At 69.5% G+C, this 16773-nt stretch carries 16 protein-coding genes; 10 read left to right on the forward strand and 6 right to left on the reverse strand.

Annotated elements, in window-relative coordinates; all coding sequences use genetic code 11:
- The 3 genes from E1288_RS18930 to E1288_RS47010 all read left to right on the forward strand — a co-directional run.
- Positions 1 to 1556: DddA-like double-stranded DNA deaminase toxin (locus E1288_RS18930; RefSeq protein WP_328592465.1), on the forward strand; the 1556-nt coding region annotated here is incomplete at its 5' end.
- Positions 1557 to 1967, forward strand: coding sequence for an Imm1 family immunity protein (locus tag E1288_RS18935; protein ID WP_132486887.1), 411 nt, complete (start codon positions 1557 to 1559; stop codon positions 1965 to 1967).
- 290 nt (positions 1968 to 2257) lie between these two features.
- The gene (locus tag E1288_RS47010; RefSeq protein WP_165968172.1) at positions 2258 to 2398 is read left to right on the forward strand and encodes a hypothetical protein; all 141 of its coding nucleotides are present in this window, start codon (positions 2258 to 2260) and stop codon (positions 2396 to 2398) included.
- Positions 2399 to 2639: 241 nt separating this feature from the next.
- On the opposite strand, the gene E1288_RS18945 is transcribed toward E1288_RS47010, so the two are convergent.
- The 3 genes from E1288_RS18945 to E1288_RS18955 all read right to left on the reverse strand — a co-directional run bounded on the left by E1288_RS18945 (position 2640) and on the right by E1288_RS18955 (position 5495).
- Complete coding sequence (locus tag E1288_RS18945) at positions 2640 to 3302, reverse strand: endonuclease V (RefSeq protein WP_408013598.1); 663 nt, start codon at positions 3300 to 3302, stop codon at positions 2640 to 2642.
- Between the two features lie 80 nt (positions 3303 to 3382).
- A complete protein-coding gene (locus tag E1288_RS18950) occupies positions 3383 to 4795 on the reverse strand; it encodes an aldehyde dehydrogenase family protein (RefSeq protein WP_132486891.1) in 1413 nt (470 codons plus the stop codon).
- 85 nt (positions 4796 to 4880) lie between these two features.
- Complete coding sequence (locus E1288_RS18955) at positions 4881 to 5495, reverse strand: mycothiol-dependent nitroreductase Rv2466c family protein (protein ID WP_132486893.1); 615 nt, start codon at positions 5493 to 5495, stop codon at positions 4881 to 4883.
- 224 nt (positions 5496 to 5719) lie between these two features.
- Between E1288_RS18955 and pepN the strand changes: the two genes are divergently transcribed.
- Together pepN and E1288_RS18965 are read left to right on the forward strand one after the other, a co-directional pair.
- Entirely contained in the window at positions 5720 to 8293 is a 2574-nt protein-coding gene (pepN, locus tag E1288_RS18960) for an aminopeptidase N (protein ID WP_132486895.1), read from the forward strand.
- 145 nt (positions 8294 to 8438) lie between these two features.
- Entirely contained in the window at positions 8439 to 9173 is a 735-nt protein-coding gene (locus E1288_RS18965) for a response regulator (protein ID WP_132486897.1), read from the forward strand.
- A gap of 148 nt (positions 9174 to 9321) precedes the next feature.
- On the opposite strand, the gene E1288_RS18970 is transcribed toward E1288_RS18965, so the two are convergent.
- Both E1288_RS18970 and ctaJ read right to left on the reverse strand, forming a co-directional pair.
- Positions 9322 to 9825: a DUF5130 family protein gene (locus tag E1288_RS18970; RefSeq protein ID WP_132486899.1), complete on the reverse strand. Its 504-nt coding sequence runs from the start codon at positions 9823 to 9825 to the stop codon at positions 9322 to 9324.
- Positions 9812 to 10072 carry an aa3-type cytochrome oxidase subunit CtaJ gene (ctaJ, locus tag E1288_RS18975; protein WP_132486901.1) on the reverse strand — a complete coding sequence of 87 codons (261 nt, stop codon included), beginning with the start codon at positions 10070 to 10072 and terminating at the stop codon, positions 9812 to 9814. Before ctaJ ends, E1288_RS18970 begins: the two co-directional genes overlap by 14 nt.
- A 390-nt stretch (positions 10073 to 10462) precedes the next feature.
- Here ctaJ and E1288_RS18980 point away from each other — a divergent pair, with 390 nt between their 5' ends.
- Complete coding sequence (locus tag E1288_RS18980) at positions 10463 to 10969, forward strand: hypothetical protein (protein WP_235883655.1); 507 nt, start codon at positions 10463 to 10465, stop codon at positions 10967 to 10969.
- A 71-nt stretch (positions 10970 to 11040) separates the two neighbouring features.
- Here the strand turns inward: E1288_RS18980 and E1288_RS18985 are convergent, their stop codons facing one another.
- Complete coding sequence (locus E1288_RS18985; RefSeq protein ID WP_235883656.1) at positions 11041 to 11691, reverse strand: HNH endonuclease; 651 nt, start codon at positions 11689 to 11691, stop codon at positions 11041 to 11043.
- A 221-nt stretch (positions 11692 to 11912) separates the two neighbouring features.
- Between E1288_RS18985 and E1288_RS18990 the strand changes: the two genes are divergently transcribed.
- The 4 genes from E1288_RS18990 (at position 11913) to E1288_RS19005 (ending at position 16766) form a co-directional block, all read left to right on the forward strand.
- Complete coding sequence (locus tag E1288_RS18990) at positions 11913 to 14027, forward strand: prolyl oligopeptidase family serine peptidase (protein WP_132486903.1); 2115 nt, start codon at positions 11913 to 11915, stop codon at positions 14025 to 14027.
- Between the two features lie 170 nt (positions 14028 to 14197).
- On the forward strand, positions 14198 to 15169 hold the full coding sequence (locus E1288_RS18995) for a mechanosensitive ion channel family protein (RefSeq protein ID WP_132486905.1): 972 nt from the start codon (positions 14198 to 14200) through the stop codon (positions 15167 to 15169).
- Positions 15170 to 15301: 132 nt separating this feature from the next.
- Entirely contained in the window at positions 15302 to 15685 is a 384-nt protein-coding gene (locus E1288_RS19000; protein ID WP_132486907.1) for a globin, read from the forward strand.
- Positions 15686 to 15701: 16 nt separating this feature from the next.
- Positions 15702 to 16766: an alpha-amylase family glycosyl hydrolase gene (locus E1288_RS19005; RefSeq protein WP_132486909.1), complete on the forward strand. Its 1065-nt coding sequence runs from the start codon at positions 15702 to 15704 to the stop codon at positions 16764 to 16766.
- Positions 16767 to 16773: the final 7 nt, after the last annotated feature.

The following is a 16773-nucleotide window of genomic DNA, read 5'->3' on the forward strand; positions in this document are numbered from 1 at the left end:
CGTCCACCCCGGACGCACCACGCCCCCGCGCCGATGCCGGCGGCAGCCGCCCTGGCGGCGCGCCGCCACGCGGCGGACCGGACACCCCCGGCGGTTCTCGCTCGCCCGGCGCCCCGGGAGGACGTTCTGGCGGCCCTTCGAGCTCGGAGGTCCCGAGCCCGCGAACCCCAGGCGGCAGCACACCCAACACGCCCGGCCGAGGCCCGGACACGAACGGCCCCAGCACAACAAAGACACCCGACGGAGCTTCGCCAGGCTCGCCGAAGCCGGACGGCAGCTCGCCCGGCTCACCGAAGAAGCCGGACGGCACGTCCCCGGACACGACGAAGAAACCCGACAGCGGTTCGCCTGACAGCACGAAGAAGCCCGACGGCACCCCACCGGACTCGACGAAGAAGCCGGACGGAGATTCGCCCGAAAGCACGAAGAAACCGGACGCCGATGGCGCACCCGACAAGTCCAAGGACGGCCCGGACTCGCAGTCCGACCCGAACTCCCCGGACGCCGGCGACAAGCCGAACGACCCCGACGCCGACAATCCGGAAAAGGGCACGCCCGAGTACGACCAGAAGATCGACGACGGCGTCAACAACTCGCACCGGACCGACGCAGGCATGTCGGGCCACACCGACCCGAACATGCAGGACCTGGCCAACAAGGTCCCCAACGACGGCAAGCACTTCACGGTCGATGCCCACATGGGCCCGGACGGCCGAATCCAGATCGGCGGCCGGAGCTACTCACCCGACGAGTTAGCGGACGTCCTGCGCCGCTCGGGCTGGGACGGCAAGAGCCCGATCCGCCTGCTCAGCTGCGACTCGGGCGACTTCGCCAGCGACCTCGCAAAGAAGCTCGACGTAGACGTCACGGCCCCGAGCGGCAAAGCCTGGTCCGACGGAAACGGAAACGTCTTCGCCAGCAGCACGGCCCCCGACGGCGGCCCGACCTGGCCCCCGGACGGAGGTTGGGACACCCACCACCCCGACGGCTCCAACTCCCCGGCCAGCGACGACGCCTTCCACCCGTCCCGCGACGGGGCGGACCCCGGCGAAAGGCCGGAGGACGCCGAAGCGCGGGGAGATGACAACGAGCAGATCAATCCGGACTCACCTCACTACCAGAATTGGAAGCATTTTCAAAGCGAAGTGCCCCCTGGTGCACCCGGATTCCAAACGGTCGGACGAGTCTACGACTCCCCCAATTCACGCAACTACGAACCACTATCTAGCGGCACCAAGGACCCCGCCACAAATAAAGGCCCCGACCCATACAACAGGGCGGCGCTAGCCGAGATCCGAAGGCGAATAGATAACGGTGATCCCGACTTCGCCGAGCCAACAGTCCTCACCTTGGCGCATCACTTGGAGGTGAAGTTCGCGATGCGCATGAATTCCGGCGACGAAGCCACCATCATCATCGATCGCCCACCGTGCGGCTCCGAGTTACCACGGAGCCCAAGCTGCCACGAATACCTTCCCAAGCTTTTACCCCAAGGGAGTAAGCTAACGGTCATCGACCATGATGGAACAATTCGCCGATACGAAGGGGAAGCATAGATGCCAATCGAGGCGTATTTCCGAAAAATGATCAATGGCCGACTTCGCGAAACCTCCTTCACCGCAATCACAGCCGCCGACGTCGAAGAGCTGGTCGAACTTCTATCCGAGGACACGACAGACGACGCACACATCTACCACACAGAGCGCCGATCACCCAGCGGGAAGCCTGACCATCTTCTGACCGTTGGCATTCGGAACCACAACCACGGCGCAATGTCATTCCTGGATTCCAAATTCGTCCAGTTCTTCAGCAAAGGCGACACACCCGAATTCGAACCGTTCTACAATGAACGCGAGTTTCCGCCGTACTGCGAAGTCGGCAAGGATGTTATCAAAAAAGCGCTCGTAGAATTCTTCGAGACAGGCACTCGACCCACATCCATTAAGTGGCAGTCCGAGGAACTGTAGAGCAACCCATCGCGACACCGGGCAAGCAAGCGGTACTACCCGAGCCCAACACTTCGCCTGAGACGCTTTTCGTCGCCCCAAGGCACCGATGTGTCGACGCGAGCGTCATTCTCGCGAAGGCGGCGCCAAGGGGGGCTTGCTCCTGGTCACCGGGCGGTGACCGGGATGTCCCTCCCTACTGGAGGCCGGCCGCGGGTTTGACGAGCAATGACAGGTGCAAGGCGAGATGTCTGGACGGGATGACTTCGGGGCGGGGCGCGAGGATCTGGCCGCGCGCAACGCCGCGTTGCGTGATCAGATCGACAACATGCTCTCGGGTCTTCGGCGACGCACCGGCCGAGGAGTTCCAGGTCGACCTAGAGCGCTACCCCCGCACCGAGGACAGCACGCCCGACTGGTTCCGCGCGCAGCTGTCCACCGGCCAGGCGTAAGCCTCGACCAGTCCACGGCGAAGACGAGTGAGCGCTGCCGCGGACAGCAGCGGGTTCTCCTCGTTCTTCAGGATGCGTCCGCCGTGAGCTTCGTCGAGGAGCAGGAGCTGTCCGGGCACAAAGGACCTGGGCTGCGCCGGCCCGAAGCGCTGTTCGGAAGATTCCGGGCGAACATCTTCGACGTTCGATGTGGGTGAGGGGCACCCGTGACCCAGCTACTTGGTCACGGGTGCCCCTAATCTCAGTCCTGGGTTCGGCCCAGGTGGTCCGCCGTGCGGGTCGTCTCCGGCAGGCGGTACTTCGGCGCCAGGCGGAGCACCAGGTCACAGGCCCCGTCGAGGGTGTAGCGGTGGCCGACGGAGACGAACACCGGCTTCACCCCGCGCTGCGTGCGCAGCGCCCGGCCGACGACTTCGTCGTCCATCCGCAGCGGCGACCACTCCCCTCGCTGCTCGTCTGGCGGTTCGTAGCGGCCCATTGCCGTCTTGCCGACGCCAATGCTCGGGAGGTCCGTCAGGACGCCCAGATGGCAGGCCAGGCCGAAGCGGCGTGGGTGGGCCAGGCCCTGTCCGTCGCAGACCAGGACGTCCGGTACGACCGACAGCTTCTTCAGCGCCTCTAGCAGCGATGGCGCTTCGCGGAATGCGAACAAGCCTGGGATATAGGGGAATTCCGGCTTTCCGCACACGACCACACTGTCCACAACAGACAGATCTGCCACGTTGAGGACCGTCACCGCAGCGACCAGTTCGTCCGAGTCGTCGCGGTAGGCGACGTCCAGGCCCGCCGCCGTGCGCACCTCCGCGGGCTCGCCGTCGAAGCGCACGAGCGGGCGCAGCTTCTCCTGGATCGCAATAGCCTCGGCTTCCGTCGAGGGCCAGGGGTGCGGCTCACGGACTCGGATCACGCACCCGATGCTAGGGCAGTCCGTGAGTGCTTCGGGGGGTGCTATGACGCCCCGAAGCGCTCACGGGTCCCTGGCCGTCAGCGCTGGATGGACTTGGTCTCGAGGAACTCCTCGATGCCGTGGCGGCCGAACTCGCGGCCGTTGCCGGACTGCTTGTAGCCGCCGAACGGGGCGTTGGGGTTGAAGCGGCCGCCGTTGACGTCGACCTGGCCCGTCCGCAGCCGCCGGGCCACCGCCAGGGCCCGCTCGTCCGAACCGAACACCGCGCCCGCCAGGCCGTAGTCGGTGCCGTTGGCGATCCGCACGGCCTCGTCCTCGTCCCGGTACGGCAAGATCGACAGCACCGGGCCGAAGATCTCCTCCTGCGCGATGGTCATCTCCGGCGTCACCCCGGCGAACACCGTCGGCCGCACGAAGAAGCCCTTCTCCAGGCCCTCCGGCCGCTCCGGCCCGCCGGCGACCAGCTTCGCGCCTTCCTCGATGCCCTTGCGGATGTAGTCCACGACGCGGTCCCGCTGCGCCTCCGAAACCATCGGCCCGATCCGGGTGGAATCGTCGGTGGGGTCGCCGACGGTGTACTTCGCGGCCGCCGCGACGGCCAGCTCCACCGCCTCGGCCAGCCGCGACTCCGGCACCAGCATGCGGCTCAGCGCGTTGCAGCTCTGGCCGCCGTTCGGGAAGCAGCCGGCGACGCCGAGCTTCACCGCCTTGGCCAGGTCGGCGTCGTCGAGCACCACGTTCGCCGACTTGCCGCCGAGTTCCAGCGCCACCCGCTTCACCGTCTGCGCGGCCACCTCCGACACGCGCCGGCCGGCCCGGGTGGAGCCGGTGAAGGACACCATGTCGACGCCCGGGTGCGCCGCCAGCGCCTCGCCGACCACCGGCCCGGTGCCGTGCACCAGGTTGAACGCGCCCGCCGGCACGCCCGCGTCCGCGACGATCTCGGCGAAGATCGCGGCCGTCAGCGGCGCCACCTCGCTGGGCTTGAGCACCACGGTGCAGCCGACCGCCAGCGCGGGAACCACCTTGGCGACGATCTGGTGCAGCGGGTAGTTCCACGGCGTGATCGCGGCGACCACACCGATCGGCTCGCGCACGATCAGCGAGTTGCCGACCTCCTCGGTCCAGGCGAAGCCGTTCTCCAGCACGTCGGCGATCCCGCCCGAGGTCGCCACCGGGACGCTCGCGTGCACCTGGGTGGCGAACTTGATCGGCGAGCCCATCTCGGCGGTCACCGTCGCGGCGATCTCGTCGCGGCGCTCGGCGATCCCCGCGGAGATCCGCCGGGCCACCGCGATGCGCTCCGCGAGCGGCGTGCCCGCCCAGCCGTCGAAGGCGGCCCGGGCCGCGGCTACCGCGGCGTCCACATCGGACGGCGTGCCGGCCGGCACCGAGCCGATCACCTCCTCGGTGGCCGGGTTGAGCACCTCGATCCGCGCCTCGCCGCCCTCGACGTGAGCACCGCCGATGATGTGGCCGGTGTGCGCCATGAAGCCTCCCTGATCCAACGCAGCAGACGTCACGGCGAGCCTGTCACAACAGACGAACCCCGAGGAACCCGCGAAAGGCTGGTGATCAGTCGAACCTGGGCGACTCGGTGCGGGTCCGCTTGAGCTCGAAGAAGTACGGGTAGCTGGCCAGCGCGAGCGCCCCGTCGAACAGCTTCGCCGCCTCCTCGCCGCGCGGGATGCGCGTGATCACCGGGCCGAAGAACGCCACGCCGTCGACGTGGATGGTCGGGGTGCCGACCTCGTCGCCCACCGGGTCCATGCCCGCGTGGTGGCTGGCGCGCAGTTCCTCGTCGTACTCGGTGCTGCCGGCCGCCTCGGCCAGCGACGCGGGCAGGCCGGCCTCCGCCAGCGATTCGGCGATCACCTGGCCGAAATCCTTGTTGCCCTGGTCGTGCAGCCGGGTGCCCATCGCGGTGTAGAGCGGCGACAGCACCTCGTCGCCGTGGTGCTTGGCCGCGGCGATGGCCACCCGCACCGGGCCCCACGCCGTGTCCAGCAGCTCCCGGTACTCCTCCGGCAGGTCGCGACCCTCGTTGAGCACCGACAGGCTCATCACGCGGAAGTTCAGGTCGATGTCGCGGACCTTGGCGACCTCCAGGATCCAGCGCGAGGACACCCAGGCGAACGGGCACACCGGGTCGAAGTAGAAGTCGACCCTGGGTCGGGCAGCGGCGGTCATCAAGCCTCCAACGTTCGAAGTAGCCCGCGGGCGCGTTCCAGCGCGCCCCGTCATGGGTACCAACCCCGGTAGAGCCGTTTGTCTTCCCGCCCGGACCGACACGCCGACGGGGGGAGCCTGACCCGCCCGGCGGCACGGCCGCACGCGGACGTGATTTGATGCCTGCGCCAGGTACGCCAGGCGTGCCTGGCCTGACGAGTCCCCGACGAGCAACGAGGTGATCCGTGGCCCCGCCGAACCTCACCCGCGAACAGGCCGAGCAGCGCGCGGCCCTGCTGGAGGTCCAGTCGTACGTGATCGAACTGGATCTCACTGCCGGCGCGGGTGGGCCGGACGTGGAGACGTTCGGTTCCACCACAACGGTGCGGTTCCGCAGCAACCAGGCGGGCGCCGACAGCTGGATCGACCTGGTGGCAGACCGGGTCCACAGCGCCGTCTTCAACGGAGTCGAGCTCGACGTCTCCGACTACGACGAGTCCACCGGCATCCGGCTGCCGAACCTGGCCGCCGACAACGAGCTCGTGGTGCGCGCCGACTGCGCCTACACCAACACCGGCGAGGGCCTGCACCGCTTCATCGACCCGGTCGACGGCGGCGTGTACCTCTACAGCCAGTTCGAAACCGCCGACGCGAAGCGGATGTTCACCTGCTTCGACCAGCCCGACCTGAAGGCCACCTACCAGATCACGGTCGACGCCCCGGAGTCGTGGAAGGTCATCTCCAACGCCACCGCCGAGGTCACCGGATCGGCGAACGGCAAGCGGCACGAATTCGCCACCACCAAGCCGATGTCGACCTACCTGGTGGCGCTGGTGGCCGGGCCGTACGCCGAGTGGCGCGACGTCTTCCCCGGCGGGGACGGCCAGGACGAGATCCCGCTGGGCATCTACTGCCGCGCCTCGCTGGCCGAGCACCTCGACGCGGAGCGGCTGTTCACCGAGACCAAGCAGGGCTTCGGCTTCTTCCACAAGGCGTTCGGGGTGCCCTACCCGTTCGGCAAGTACGACCAGTGCTTCGTGCCGGAGTTCAACGCGGGCGCGATGGAGAACGCCGGCTGCGTGACGTTCCTGGAGGACTACGTCTTCCGGTCGAAGGTCACCGGCTACCTCTACGAGCGGCGCTGCGAGACGGTGCTGCACGAGATGGCGCACATGTGGTTCGGTGACCTGGTCACCATGCGCTGGTGGGACGACCTGTGGCTCAACGAGTCGTTCGCGACCTGGGCCAGCGTCCTCGCGCAGGTCGGCGCGACCCAGTACGACCACGCCTGGACGACGTTCGCCAGCGTGGAGAAGTCCTGGGCGTACCGCCAGGACCAGCTGCCGTCGACCCACCCGGTGGCCGCCGACATCCAGGACCTGCAGGCCGTGGAGGTCAACTTCGACGGCATCACCTACGCCAAGGGCGCCTCGGTCCTCAAGCAGCTGGTCGCCTACGTGGGCCTGGACAACTTCCTGGCCGGGCTGCGGGTCTACTTCAACCGGCACGCCTGGGGCAACGCGACCCTCAACGACCTGCTGCGGGCGCTGGAGGAGGCCTCCGGCCGCGACCTGTCGTGGTGGAGCGCGCAGTGGCTGGAGACCACCGGCCTGAACATGCTGCGGCCGCGGTTCACCACCGACGACGAGGGCCGGTTCACCTCGTTCGAGGTCGTGCAGAACGGCGCCCGGCCCGGCGCGGGCGAGCTGCGCACGCACCGGCTGGCGATCGGCATCTACGACGACGAGGGCGGCAAGCTGGTGCGCAAGCACCGCGTCGAACTCGACGTCACCGGCGAGCGCACCGAGGTCCCCGACCTGGTCGGCGTGCACCGGGGCAAGCTCGTGCTGGTCAACGACGACGACCTGACCTACTGCTCGCTGCGCTTCGACCCGGAGTCGCTGGCCTCGCTGATCGACCGGATCGGCGACATCGACGAGTCGCTGCCGCGGGCGCTGTGCTGGTCCACGGCCTGGGAGATGACCCGCGAGGCGGAGCTGAAGGCGCGCGACTTCGTGACGCTGGTGCTGGGCGCGTCCGTGGACGGCGGCATCGGCGCCGAGAGCGAGATCGGCGTGGTGCAGCGCGTGCTGCTGCAGACCCAGACCGCGCTCGCGTCCTATGTGGACCCGTCGTGGCAGGGCGAGGGCTGGCGGCGGTTCTCCGGCCGGCTCTTCGAGCTGGCCCGCGCGGCCGAGCCCGGCTCGGACCACCAGCTCGCGTTCGTCAACTCGCTGGCCGGCTCGGTGCTCTCCGCCGAGCAGGTCGCCGAGCTGCGCGGCTGGCTGGACGGCTCGGCGCCGCTGGCCGGGCTGGCCGTCGACACCGACCTGCGCTGGCAGCTGCTGCAGGCGCTGGTCGCGCACGGCGCGGCCGGTGAGGCCGAGATCGACGCGGAGCTGGAGAAGGACCAGACCGCGACGGGTCGGCGGCGCGCGGAGCGGGCGCGGGCGCTGATCCCGACCTCCGAGTCCAAGGAGAAGGCCTGGCAGCGGGCCGTCCACGACGACCAGCTGCCGAACGCGGTCAGCGACTCGATCATCGCGGGCTTCCAGCACCCGGCCCAGCGCGAGCTGCTGGCGCCGTACGTGCGGCGCTACTTCGACGAGATCGACGAGGTCTGGCAGCGCCGCTCCAGCGAGCGGGCCCAGCCGACGGTGATCGGGCTGTTCCCGTCGTGGGCGGTCACCGACGACACGGTCGCGGCCTCGGACGCCTGGCTGGCCGGCGAGCACCCGTCGGCGCTGCACCGCCTGGTCTCGGAGGGCCGCGCGGGCATCGTGCGCGCACTGGCCGCCCGGGAGTTCGACCGCTCCTGAGCTGATCGGTCGAGGGGCACCGGCGACTCGGTCGCCGGTGCCCCTTTCGCGTTGGGTGAGCTTCCTTTTCAGGTGAACACGAATCGTGTCGAAATGGACACGGCGAGTAAGATTTCGTTGTTCTGCCCGACGTGAGGGGGCGTCGATGCCCGAGCTGATCACCGCCATCGCGCAGCTGCTGTGGCCGTTGATCGCGCTGCTGGCGATCGTGGTGTTCCGGCGGGCCATCGGGCGGGTGCTGCGCACCGCCGAGAAGCGGGAGCTGGAGTTCGAGATCGGCGGTCAGAAGCTGACCATGCACGAGCTCAACGATCAGCAGACCGAGATGATCCAGGACCTGCAGCGGCAGCTGAGCATGCTCAGCAAGGAGCTGGCGGACCGCGACCGGATCGGCATCCCGGCGGAAACCCCGAAGCCGCTCCCGGTTCCGGCCCTGCCCGAGACGCCCGAGATCTCCGGCAACGGCGACGGCCACATCGAGGACGAGGTGCCGCCGGTCGGTTCGGAACCGCTCGCGGTGCTGTGGGTCTCGGAGAAGCCGGAGGCGCACGCGATCCTGGCCGAGCAGCTGAGGGACAACGGCGTGCGGGTGACGATGACGACGAACAACGACGCGGCGCTGGCGGAGCTCTCGCAACGCCAGTACCGGCTGATCGTGGAGGACATGGGCCGCAAGGAGAACGGACGGTGGCGCCCCGACGCGGGCTTGGCGCTGCTGCGCGAACTGCGCGATCTGGGCGTGGACACCCCGGTGATCGTGTACAGCACCCAGCGGGCCCAGCAGCAGTACGGCGACCAAGCGCGACGGCTGGGCGCGGTCGGCACGACGTCGTCGGCCTACGAGATGTTCCAGAACCTCCAGAGCTTCGACCTGCTCTGAGCCTTCAAGCGGTGAAGCGAACGGCCTGTTCACCTCACCTATCGAGGCGAACAGGCCGTTCACTCCACACCAAGCATCGCGCCCTGCGGGACTCGCGGCCCCGCGCTTGGGGCTCCGTGAGCGCGGCCGTCGAGTCTGGAAACGGGCCTTAGTGGCGGGCTCGGGACTCTTGGTAGCTGGTGCCTGCCGTGTCGGCCAGCATTCGGAGGGCTCCGATGAGGCCGTCGATCAGCTCGCCCTCCTTGAAGGACGCCACCATGCTCATCGCCGCGAGCTGGCAGCTGCGGTCCGGGATCCGCCGGTACGCTTCCTCACCGGTGACGATCTCGAACTTCTGCTGGCCCGGCGACACCGCGATCAGCACGCCCTCCCCGGCCTGCGAGCCGAGGTTCGCGTGCAGTTCCTCCGCCTGCTTGCGGGTGTCCTCGCCGAGGTCGCCGAGGTAGATCGCGAACTCCAGCCCGGTGCTGCGACTGGACAGCGCCAGCGCCTCGTCGAGCCGCGCGAGCTGGCCCGGGCCGAACGGCAGTCGCGGGCGGTCCGGTTCGACGTGGCGCGCGACGGACAGCCGACCGGTGGCCATCATCGCCTCGCCGACGCCGAGCTCACCAGCGTCCACGGCGGATCGCTCCGCGATCTCACCAGTTGCCACGTGCGCCTCCCCGAGCGGTGCTCGGCCGCGCGTCTGCCGGCGCGGCCTCCGAATCCACGTCTGCCACCGGCACGGCGGTGTTCACGCCGGTCGGGTTGGCCACCCAGTACACCGGCGCGAAATCCCACTCCTGCCCCGCGCGGTAACGCGGACGGGTGAGCCTGGGCCACATCGCGATGAGCACGATCAGGCCGTAGAGGGCCGTTGGGATCACCGCCAGGTAGAGAACAGTCTCCGCCACAGTCACGCGAGTACGGTATCCGATGACCGCCGCTTCGTGCGCCCGACCTGTGGCGCGCATGATCGGCGTCGGTAACCGTCACCTAGCCCGACCCGGACACGTTCGAGTGATCCGAAGGCCGCCGTGAGCGCCCCGAGCGCGGTTCCCGCTGGTGGAGAGCGAATCGGGCGACGCAAGGAACTACGTACGGTTACTAGTCAAGAGTGTTATGCGTCACTTAAAGTAACTCGTTCAGAGTAACCAGTGCCCCCGAATGGGGTCCAACCAGACGGTTGCAATGCGCGGCGACTTGGCGGCTTGTCCCTGAGGGTTCCTGCTCCTAGTTTTTCACCTGTATGGGTCTTGCATATTTGATCACATGCGTTCAAAGCGTCATTTGAATGCGGGAGGCACACTATGTCGATCATCGAAACCGCCACTCAGAGCAGCGTCATCACCCTTCCGACGATTGACCGGCCACTGCTCGAACACGGCGTCCGGATCAGCGGCCGAGACCGCGGCGTGCGCATCAGCGGGCAGCGCGGCGTGCGGATTTCCAACGGGGTGCGGATCAGCCGCGGGGTGCGGATCAGTGGTCGACAGGGCGTTCGGATCAGCGCACAGCACGGCGTCCGGATCAGCGCATGCCTTCAGGGCGTCCGCATCAGTGGCCGACACGGTGTGCGCATCAGCAACCAAAGCGGAGTCCGCATCAGCAACCAAAGCGGAGTCCGCATCAGCAACCGGAGCGGTGTGCGGATCAGCGGGCGGCAGCAGGGCGTCCGGATTTCGAACGGGGTGCGGATCAGCCGCGGTGTGCGCATCAGCGGGCAGAGCGGGGTGCGGATCAGCGGGCGGCAGCAGGGCGTGCGGATTTCCAACGGGGTGCGGATAAGCGGGCGGCAGGGCGTGCGGATCAGCTGATCAGGCTCGGCGCAGCGGAACCTCCCGCCATCTCGCGGCACCGCAGCTCGACGACCGGCCCGACCGGCGCGTCAGGCCGCGGGCTCACCGAGGTACGGCAACCACAGCGGGTCCGTTTCGGACAGTCCCGCCAGCAGCCGCCAATGCCGCCCGCGCGGCGCGTGCGGCGCCACCGGCAGGCGCCAGCCCAGTTCGCTCAGCGTCTTGTCCGCCTTGCGGTGGTTGCACTTGGTGCAGCAGGCGACGCAGTTCTCCCAAGTGTGCGGCCCCCCGCGACTGCGCGGGACGACATGATCTATCGTTTCGGCGCGAGCACCGCAGTACACGCACCGGTAGTTGTCCCGCAGCATCAGCGCGGCACGGGTCAACGGCACCCGGCCGCGGTACGGCACTCGCACGAAGTTGCTCAGCCTGATCACGGACGGGACCTCGACGCTGGCGGCGGCGGAGTGCAGCACCATGCCTGCGGAGTCACCGTGCACGACCTCGGCCTTGCCGCAGACCAGCAGCACGATCGCCCGGCGCAGCGGGAGCGCGGTCAGCGGTTCGAAGGTGGTGTTGAGCAGCAGCACCCGGCGTTTTCGCCAGGACGGCGCGTGACCGGGAGGCCGGTCGGCCTGCGGCGGCGACGTGCCGGCGCGGCTCGGCGGGCACAGCGGGGCCCGCGGCGCGAGGCTCGTGGCCTTCAGCGCCGGTTGTCGGGTCGGTTGTCGGTCGGGCACGCGACCACCTCCACCGGTGTCGGGCATAGTCGAACATAGAACCCCGCCCGAACGCACGTGTGATTCGACACTCGACGTCGAGTGATCGATTACCGCCATCATTCCCGATCACACGCCCGCAGAACAACAATGATCGTTCCGGGTGATTCGACCTTCGTTTCCGGAAGAATGATCACTCCGAGATCGACGAACGGTCGCCGGATGCACGTATCGTCGCTGCCGTGACCGACGTGCAAGCCTCGCAGCTGACCTACCCCGGCGCCGACCGCGACGACATCGTCGAAGACCTGCACGGCCACCAGGTGGCCGACCCGTACCGGTGGCTGGAAGACCCGGCCGAGCCGCGCACCGAGGCGTGGTCGACGGCACAGGACGCGCTCGCCCGGACCTGGTTGGACGAGTTGCCCGGCCGGGAGGCGATCGCGGAGCGGATGCGGTCGCTGCTGTCGTCCGGCTCCGTCTCGGCACCGGCGTGGCGCGCGGGCCGGGCGTTCTTCACCCGCCGGGAGCCCGAGCAGGAGTTCCCGGTGCTGTACGTGCGCGAGGCCGACGGCACCGAGCGGGTGCTGCTGGACGTCACCGAGCTGGACCCGTCCGGGCTGACCACCTTGGACAGCTGGACCCCGAGCCTGGAGGGCGACCGGCTGGCCTACCAGATCTCCGTCGGCGGCGACGAGGAATCGCTGCTGCACGTGCTGGACGTCGCCACCGGCGAACTCGTCGAGGGCCCGATCGACCGGTGCCGCTACTCGACGATCTCGTGGCTGCCCGGCGGCGAGGAGTTCTTCTACATCCGGCGGCTGGCGCCGGAACTGGTGCCCGACGGCGAGGAGCTGTTCCACCGCCGGGTCTGGCGGCACCGGGTCGGTTCCGACCCCGACCAGGACCTGCTGGTGCACGGCGAGGGCCTGGACCACACCTTCTACTACGGCACCCGGGTGTCGCGGGACGGCCGCTGGCTGGTCATCGAGGGCAGCCCGGGCACCGCGCGGCGGGATTCGGTGTGGATCGCCGATCTCGCGGCCGGCGACGTCCCCGAGCTCCGGCAGGTCGTGGACACCTCCGACGGGTACCGCGTCGGCGCCTGGGTGGAGCGCGACGGCCGGCTGTACGTGATGACGACGCTGGACGCGCCGCGCTGGCGGCTGTGCGTGGCCGACCCGGCCCGGCCGGAGCCGGCCAACTGGACGGAGCTGATCGCCGAGGAGCCCGACTCGGTGCTGGAGGCGGTGCGCTGGTTCGACACCGGCGACGGTGACCCGCAGCTGGTCGTGCTCCGCACCCGGCACGCGGTGTCCGAGGTGACGCTGCACGACCCGGCGACCGGGCGGCGGACCGCCGAGGTCCCGCTGCCGAGCACCGGCCAGGTCACCTCGCTGACCACTGTGGACGAATCGACCGACCGCGACCGGGACCGGCTGTGGATCGGCTGGACCGACTTCGCCACCCCGCCCTGCGTGCACGCATACTCGCGCGGCACCGGGACCACCGAGCTGGACCAGCAGGCGCCGGGCACCGTCGAGCTGCCCGCGGTGCACACCCAGCAGGTCACCTACCGCTCGCTGGACGGCACCCCGGTGCGGATGTTCCTGCTGAGCGCGAGCGCCGAACCGGACCGCCCGCGGCCGGTGTTCATGACCGGCTACGGCGGCTTCTCGCTGTCCCGCGAGCCCGGCTACACGCCGTCCGCGCTGGCGTGGGTCGCCGCCGGCGGCGTTTGGGCGCTGCCCTCGCTGCGCGGTGGCGGCGAAGAGGGCGAGGAATGGCACGTCGCGGGCATGCGCGAGCAGAAGCAGCACACCTTCGACGACTTCCACGCGGCGGCGCAGCACCTGATCGACGAAGGCTGGACGACCTCCGAGCAGCTGGCGATCTCCGGCGGTTCCAACGGCGGCCTGCTGGTCGGGGCGGCGCTGACGCAGCGCCCGGACCTCTACCGGGCAGTGGTGTGCTCGGCGCCGCTGCTGGACATGGTCCGCTACGAGCAGTTCCTGCTGGGCCGGACCTGGAACGACGAGTACGGCACCGCCGACGACCCGGAGGAACTGGGCTGGCTGCTGTCCTACTCGCCGTACCACAACGTGGCCGACCAGACCGACTACCCGTCGGTGCTGTTCACCGTCTTCGAGTCGGACTCCCGGGTCGATCCGAACCACGCCCGCAAGATGTGCGCGGCGCTGCAGCAGGCCACCAGCTCGGACCCGGCTAAGCGGCCGATCCTGCTGCGCAGGGAGACCGAGGTCGGCCATGCCGCGCGCTCGGTGTCCCGTACCGTAGGGCTTGCGACCGACCAGCTCGCCTTCCTCGCGGAGGCCACCGGACTCGCCCTGGACTGAGCCCCGAACTCGGTCCCGGCGGTCAGCTGTTCGAGTCTCGTGCGCAGCGGGGTGCGCACGATGCTCGAGTTGTCCGGTTGCCCACCCGGTGATGTCGCCCCAAAGCACCGGCACCCCCGTGCCGGGTAACCACCGCGGGCCCTGAACGACAGCATGGAGACCCCCGACCCATGGATCTGCCGCTTATGACCCAACCGAACTGTGAGCAGGATGCGTTCTGGTGCCAGACGATCTCCGACTGGACCGGCAACCAGTGGCTGGCTTCCTACGCCGACCTGCTCATCGCCAAACCCCTGAACATCCTCCTCATCCTGATCGTCGCGTTCATCGTGCGATGGCTGGTGCACCGCACCATCAACCGCCTCACGCAGGGCAACGGCAAGCCCCCGAAGCTGCTGACCCCGCTGCGGGAGCGCCGGGCGGACACGCTGACCGCCGAGCTGCTGTCGGAGCGCCGCCTCCAGCGGGCGCGGACGATCGGTTCGGTGCTCAAGTCGATCGCCTCGCTGGTGATCTACGGCCTGGCCGCGATCTACGTGCTGCAGGTGCTGAGCATCCAGATCGCGCCGGTGCTGGCGTCCGCCGGTGTGCTCGGTGTCGCCGTCGCCTTCGGCGCGCAGAACCTCGTCCGGGACTTCCTGTCCGGCATGTTCATGCTGGTCGAGGACCAGTACGGCGTCGGTGACGTGGTGGACCTCGGCGAGGCCAGCGGCACCGTCGAGGCGGTGGGCCTGCGCGTCACCACGCTGCGCGACATCAACGGCACCGTCTGGTACGTCCGCAACGGCGAGATCCTGCGGGTCGGCAACTCCAGCCAGGGCTTCGCCGTGGCCGTGGTGGACTTCCCCATCTCGCACACCAGCGATGTGCAGAAGGCCATCGAGGTCGCTGCGAAGGTGGCCACCGAGGCGACGTCGCGGGAGCCGCTGTCCAAGGACGTGCTGAACCCGCCGGAGATGCTCGGCGTGGACCAGATCACCTCGGACACCATCACGCTGCGGCTGACGACCAAGGTCCGGCCGGGCCGGCAGTGGTCGGTGCAGCGGCGGCTGCGCGCGGAGATCAAGCGCGCCTACGACGAACAGGACATCGAGCCGCCGTACCCGTACGGCCGCCCGCTGCCTCCCACGCCGGTGGCCTGATCCCAACCGCCGGTCACCGGGGTCGTGCGCACTTCGGACCGCGACAGCGGTCCATCGGGCCCACGACCCCGGTGTGAGGCGTTCGGCCACAGGGCCGCCCAAAATCGAAGCCGCCCCTGAGAGGATGGAGCCGTGACTTCCGTGGAGACCTTCTACCAGCAGGTCGGCGGCGAGGCGACCTTCCACCGGATCGTGGCGCGGTTCTACGAGGAGGTGGCCAAGGACGAGCTGCTGCGGCCCCTCTACCCGGAGGAGGACCTCGGGCCCGCCGAGGAGCGGCTGCGGCTGTTCCTGATCCAGTACTGGGGCGGCCCGCACACCTACTCCGACCGGCGCGGTCATCCGCGGCTGCGGATGCGCCACGCGCCGTTCAAGATCGGCCCGGCGGAGCGCGACGCGTGGCTGCGCTGCATGCGGATCGCGGTCGACGAGGTCGATCTCCGGCCGGAGCACCGCGACCAGCTGTGGCAGTACATGGAAATGGCCGCCAACAGCATGATCAATTCGTGGTTCTGAGCAGAAGGACCTGGTGATGCGGCGGGCAGACGCGCTGGCGGGCCACGGCGAGCGGCCGTGGTGGTGGGATGCGGTGTGCTACCAGGTCGACGTCGGCTCGTTCGCCGACGGCGATGGTGACGGGATCGGCGACCTCGCCGGGCTGACGGGCCGGCTCGGCTACCTGGAACTACTCGAGGTCGACGCGATCGTGCTGGCCGGCGCGGCCGGGCTGGATCCGGCGGCGGGCCCCTTCGCCGAGCTGCTCGGCGAGGCGCACGACTCCGGGATGCGGGTGATGCTCTCGCTCGACGTGGATCCCGCGCGCAGCGACCCGGCATCGGTGTTGTTGCCGTGGCTGGAGCACGGGGCCGATGGTTTCCACCTGGCCCCGCGCCCCGATCCGGCCGATGCCATCGGCGCCGCGCTGGCCGGCCACCGGGATCGCGTGGTGATCGGCAGCGGCCCTGGCGACTGGCACCTGTCGTTCAACCTCGACCTGGCCGTCGCCGGTTTCGACGCCGACCAGGTCCGCAAGGCGATCACGGACGTGCTCGCCGCCCCCGGGCCGCGCCCGGCGTGGGCGATGGCCAGCCGCGACACCCAGCAGAGCCGGGACGACGCGGCGCTGACGCCGGTGCGCGCGATGGCGTTGGTGCAGTTGGCGCTGCCCGGCGCGGTCTGCCTGCGGCACGGCGAGGAGCTCGGCCTGCCCGGCACGCAGCGCGTCCGGATGCCGTGGGAGGGCGACCAGCCGCCGTTCGGCTTCTCCACCGCCGACGCCGACTGGTCGTCGATCATCCCGGCCGACTGGGTGTCCTTCACCGCGGAGGCGCAGCTGGAGGACGAGGCGTCCACGCTGTCGCTGTACCGGCACGCGCTGGAGACCCGGGGCACGCATCCGGCGTTCGACGGTGACGAGGTCGAGTGGTTCGGCGCGCCGGCGGGATGCTTCGCGTTCCGGCGCACCGGCACCACCCTGATCTGCGCGTTGAACACCTCGCCGGAGCCGGTGCCGCTGCCGCCGGGCGAGGTGCTGCTGTCGTCGCGGCCGGTGGGCCCCGGTGAGTTGCCGCCGGGGACCGCGGCCTGGCTGGTGTGAGTCTGGC

Origin of the sequence: Saccharopolyspora elongata (assembly GCF_004348985.1) — a bacterium.
GTDB lineage: Bacteria > Actinomycetota > Actinomycetes > Mycobacteriales > Pseudonocardiaceae > Saccharopolyspora > Saccharopolyspora elongata.

Coding starts and splice junctions, on each gene's coding strand:
- E1288_RS18935 (WP_132486887.1), top strand. CDS start 1,557: ATGCCAATCGAGGCGTATTTCCGAAAAATGATCAATGGCCGACTTCGC.
- E1288_RS18950 (WP_132486891.1), bottom strand. CDS start 4,795: ATGGCGCACACCGGCCACATCATCGGCGGTGCTCACGTCGAGGGCGGC.
- E1288_RS18955 (WP_132486893.1), bottom strand. CDS start 5,495: ATGACCGCCGCTGCCCGACCCAGGGTCGACTTCTACTTCGACCCGGTG.
- E1288_RS18965 (WP_132486897.1), top strand. CDS start 8,439: ATGCCCGAGCTGATCACCGCCATCGCGCAGCTGCTGTGGCCGTTGATC.
- E1288_RS18980 (WP_235883655.1), top strand. CDS start 10,463: ATGTCGATCATCGAAACCGCCACTCAGAGCAGCGTCATCACCCTTCCG.
- E1288_RS18995 (WP_132486905.1), top strand. CDS start 14,198: ATGGATCTGCCGCTTATGACCCAACCGAACTGTGAGCAGGATGCGTTC.
- E1288_RS19005 (WP_132486909.1), top strand. CDS start 15,702: ATGCGGCGGGCAGACGCGCTGGCGGGCCACGGCGAGCGGCCGTGGTGG.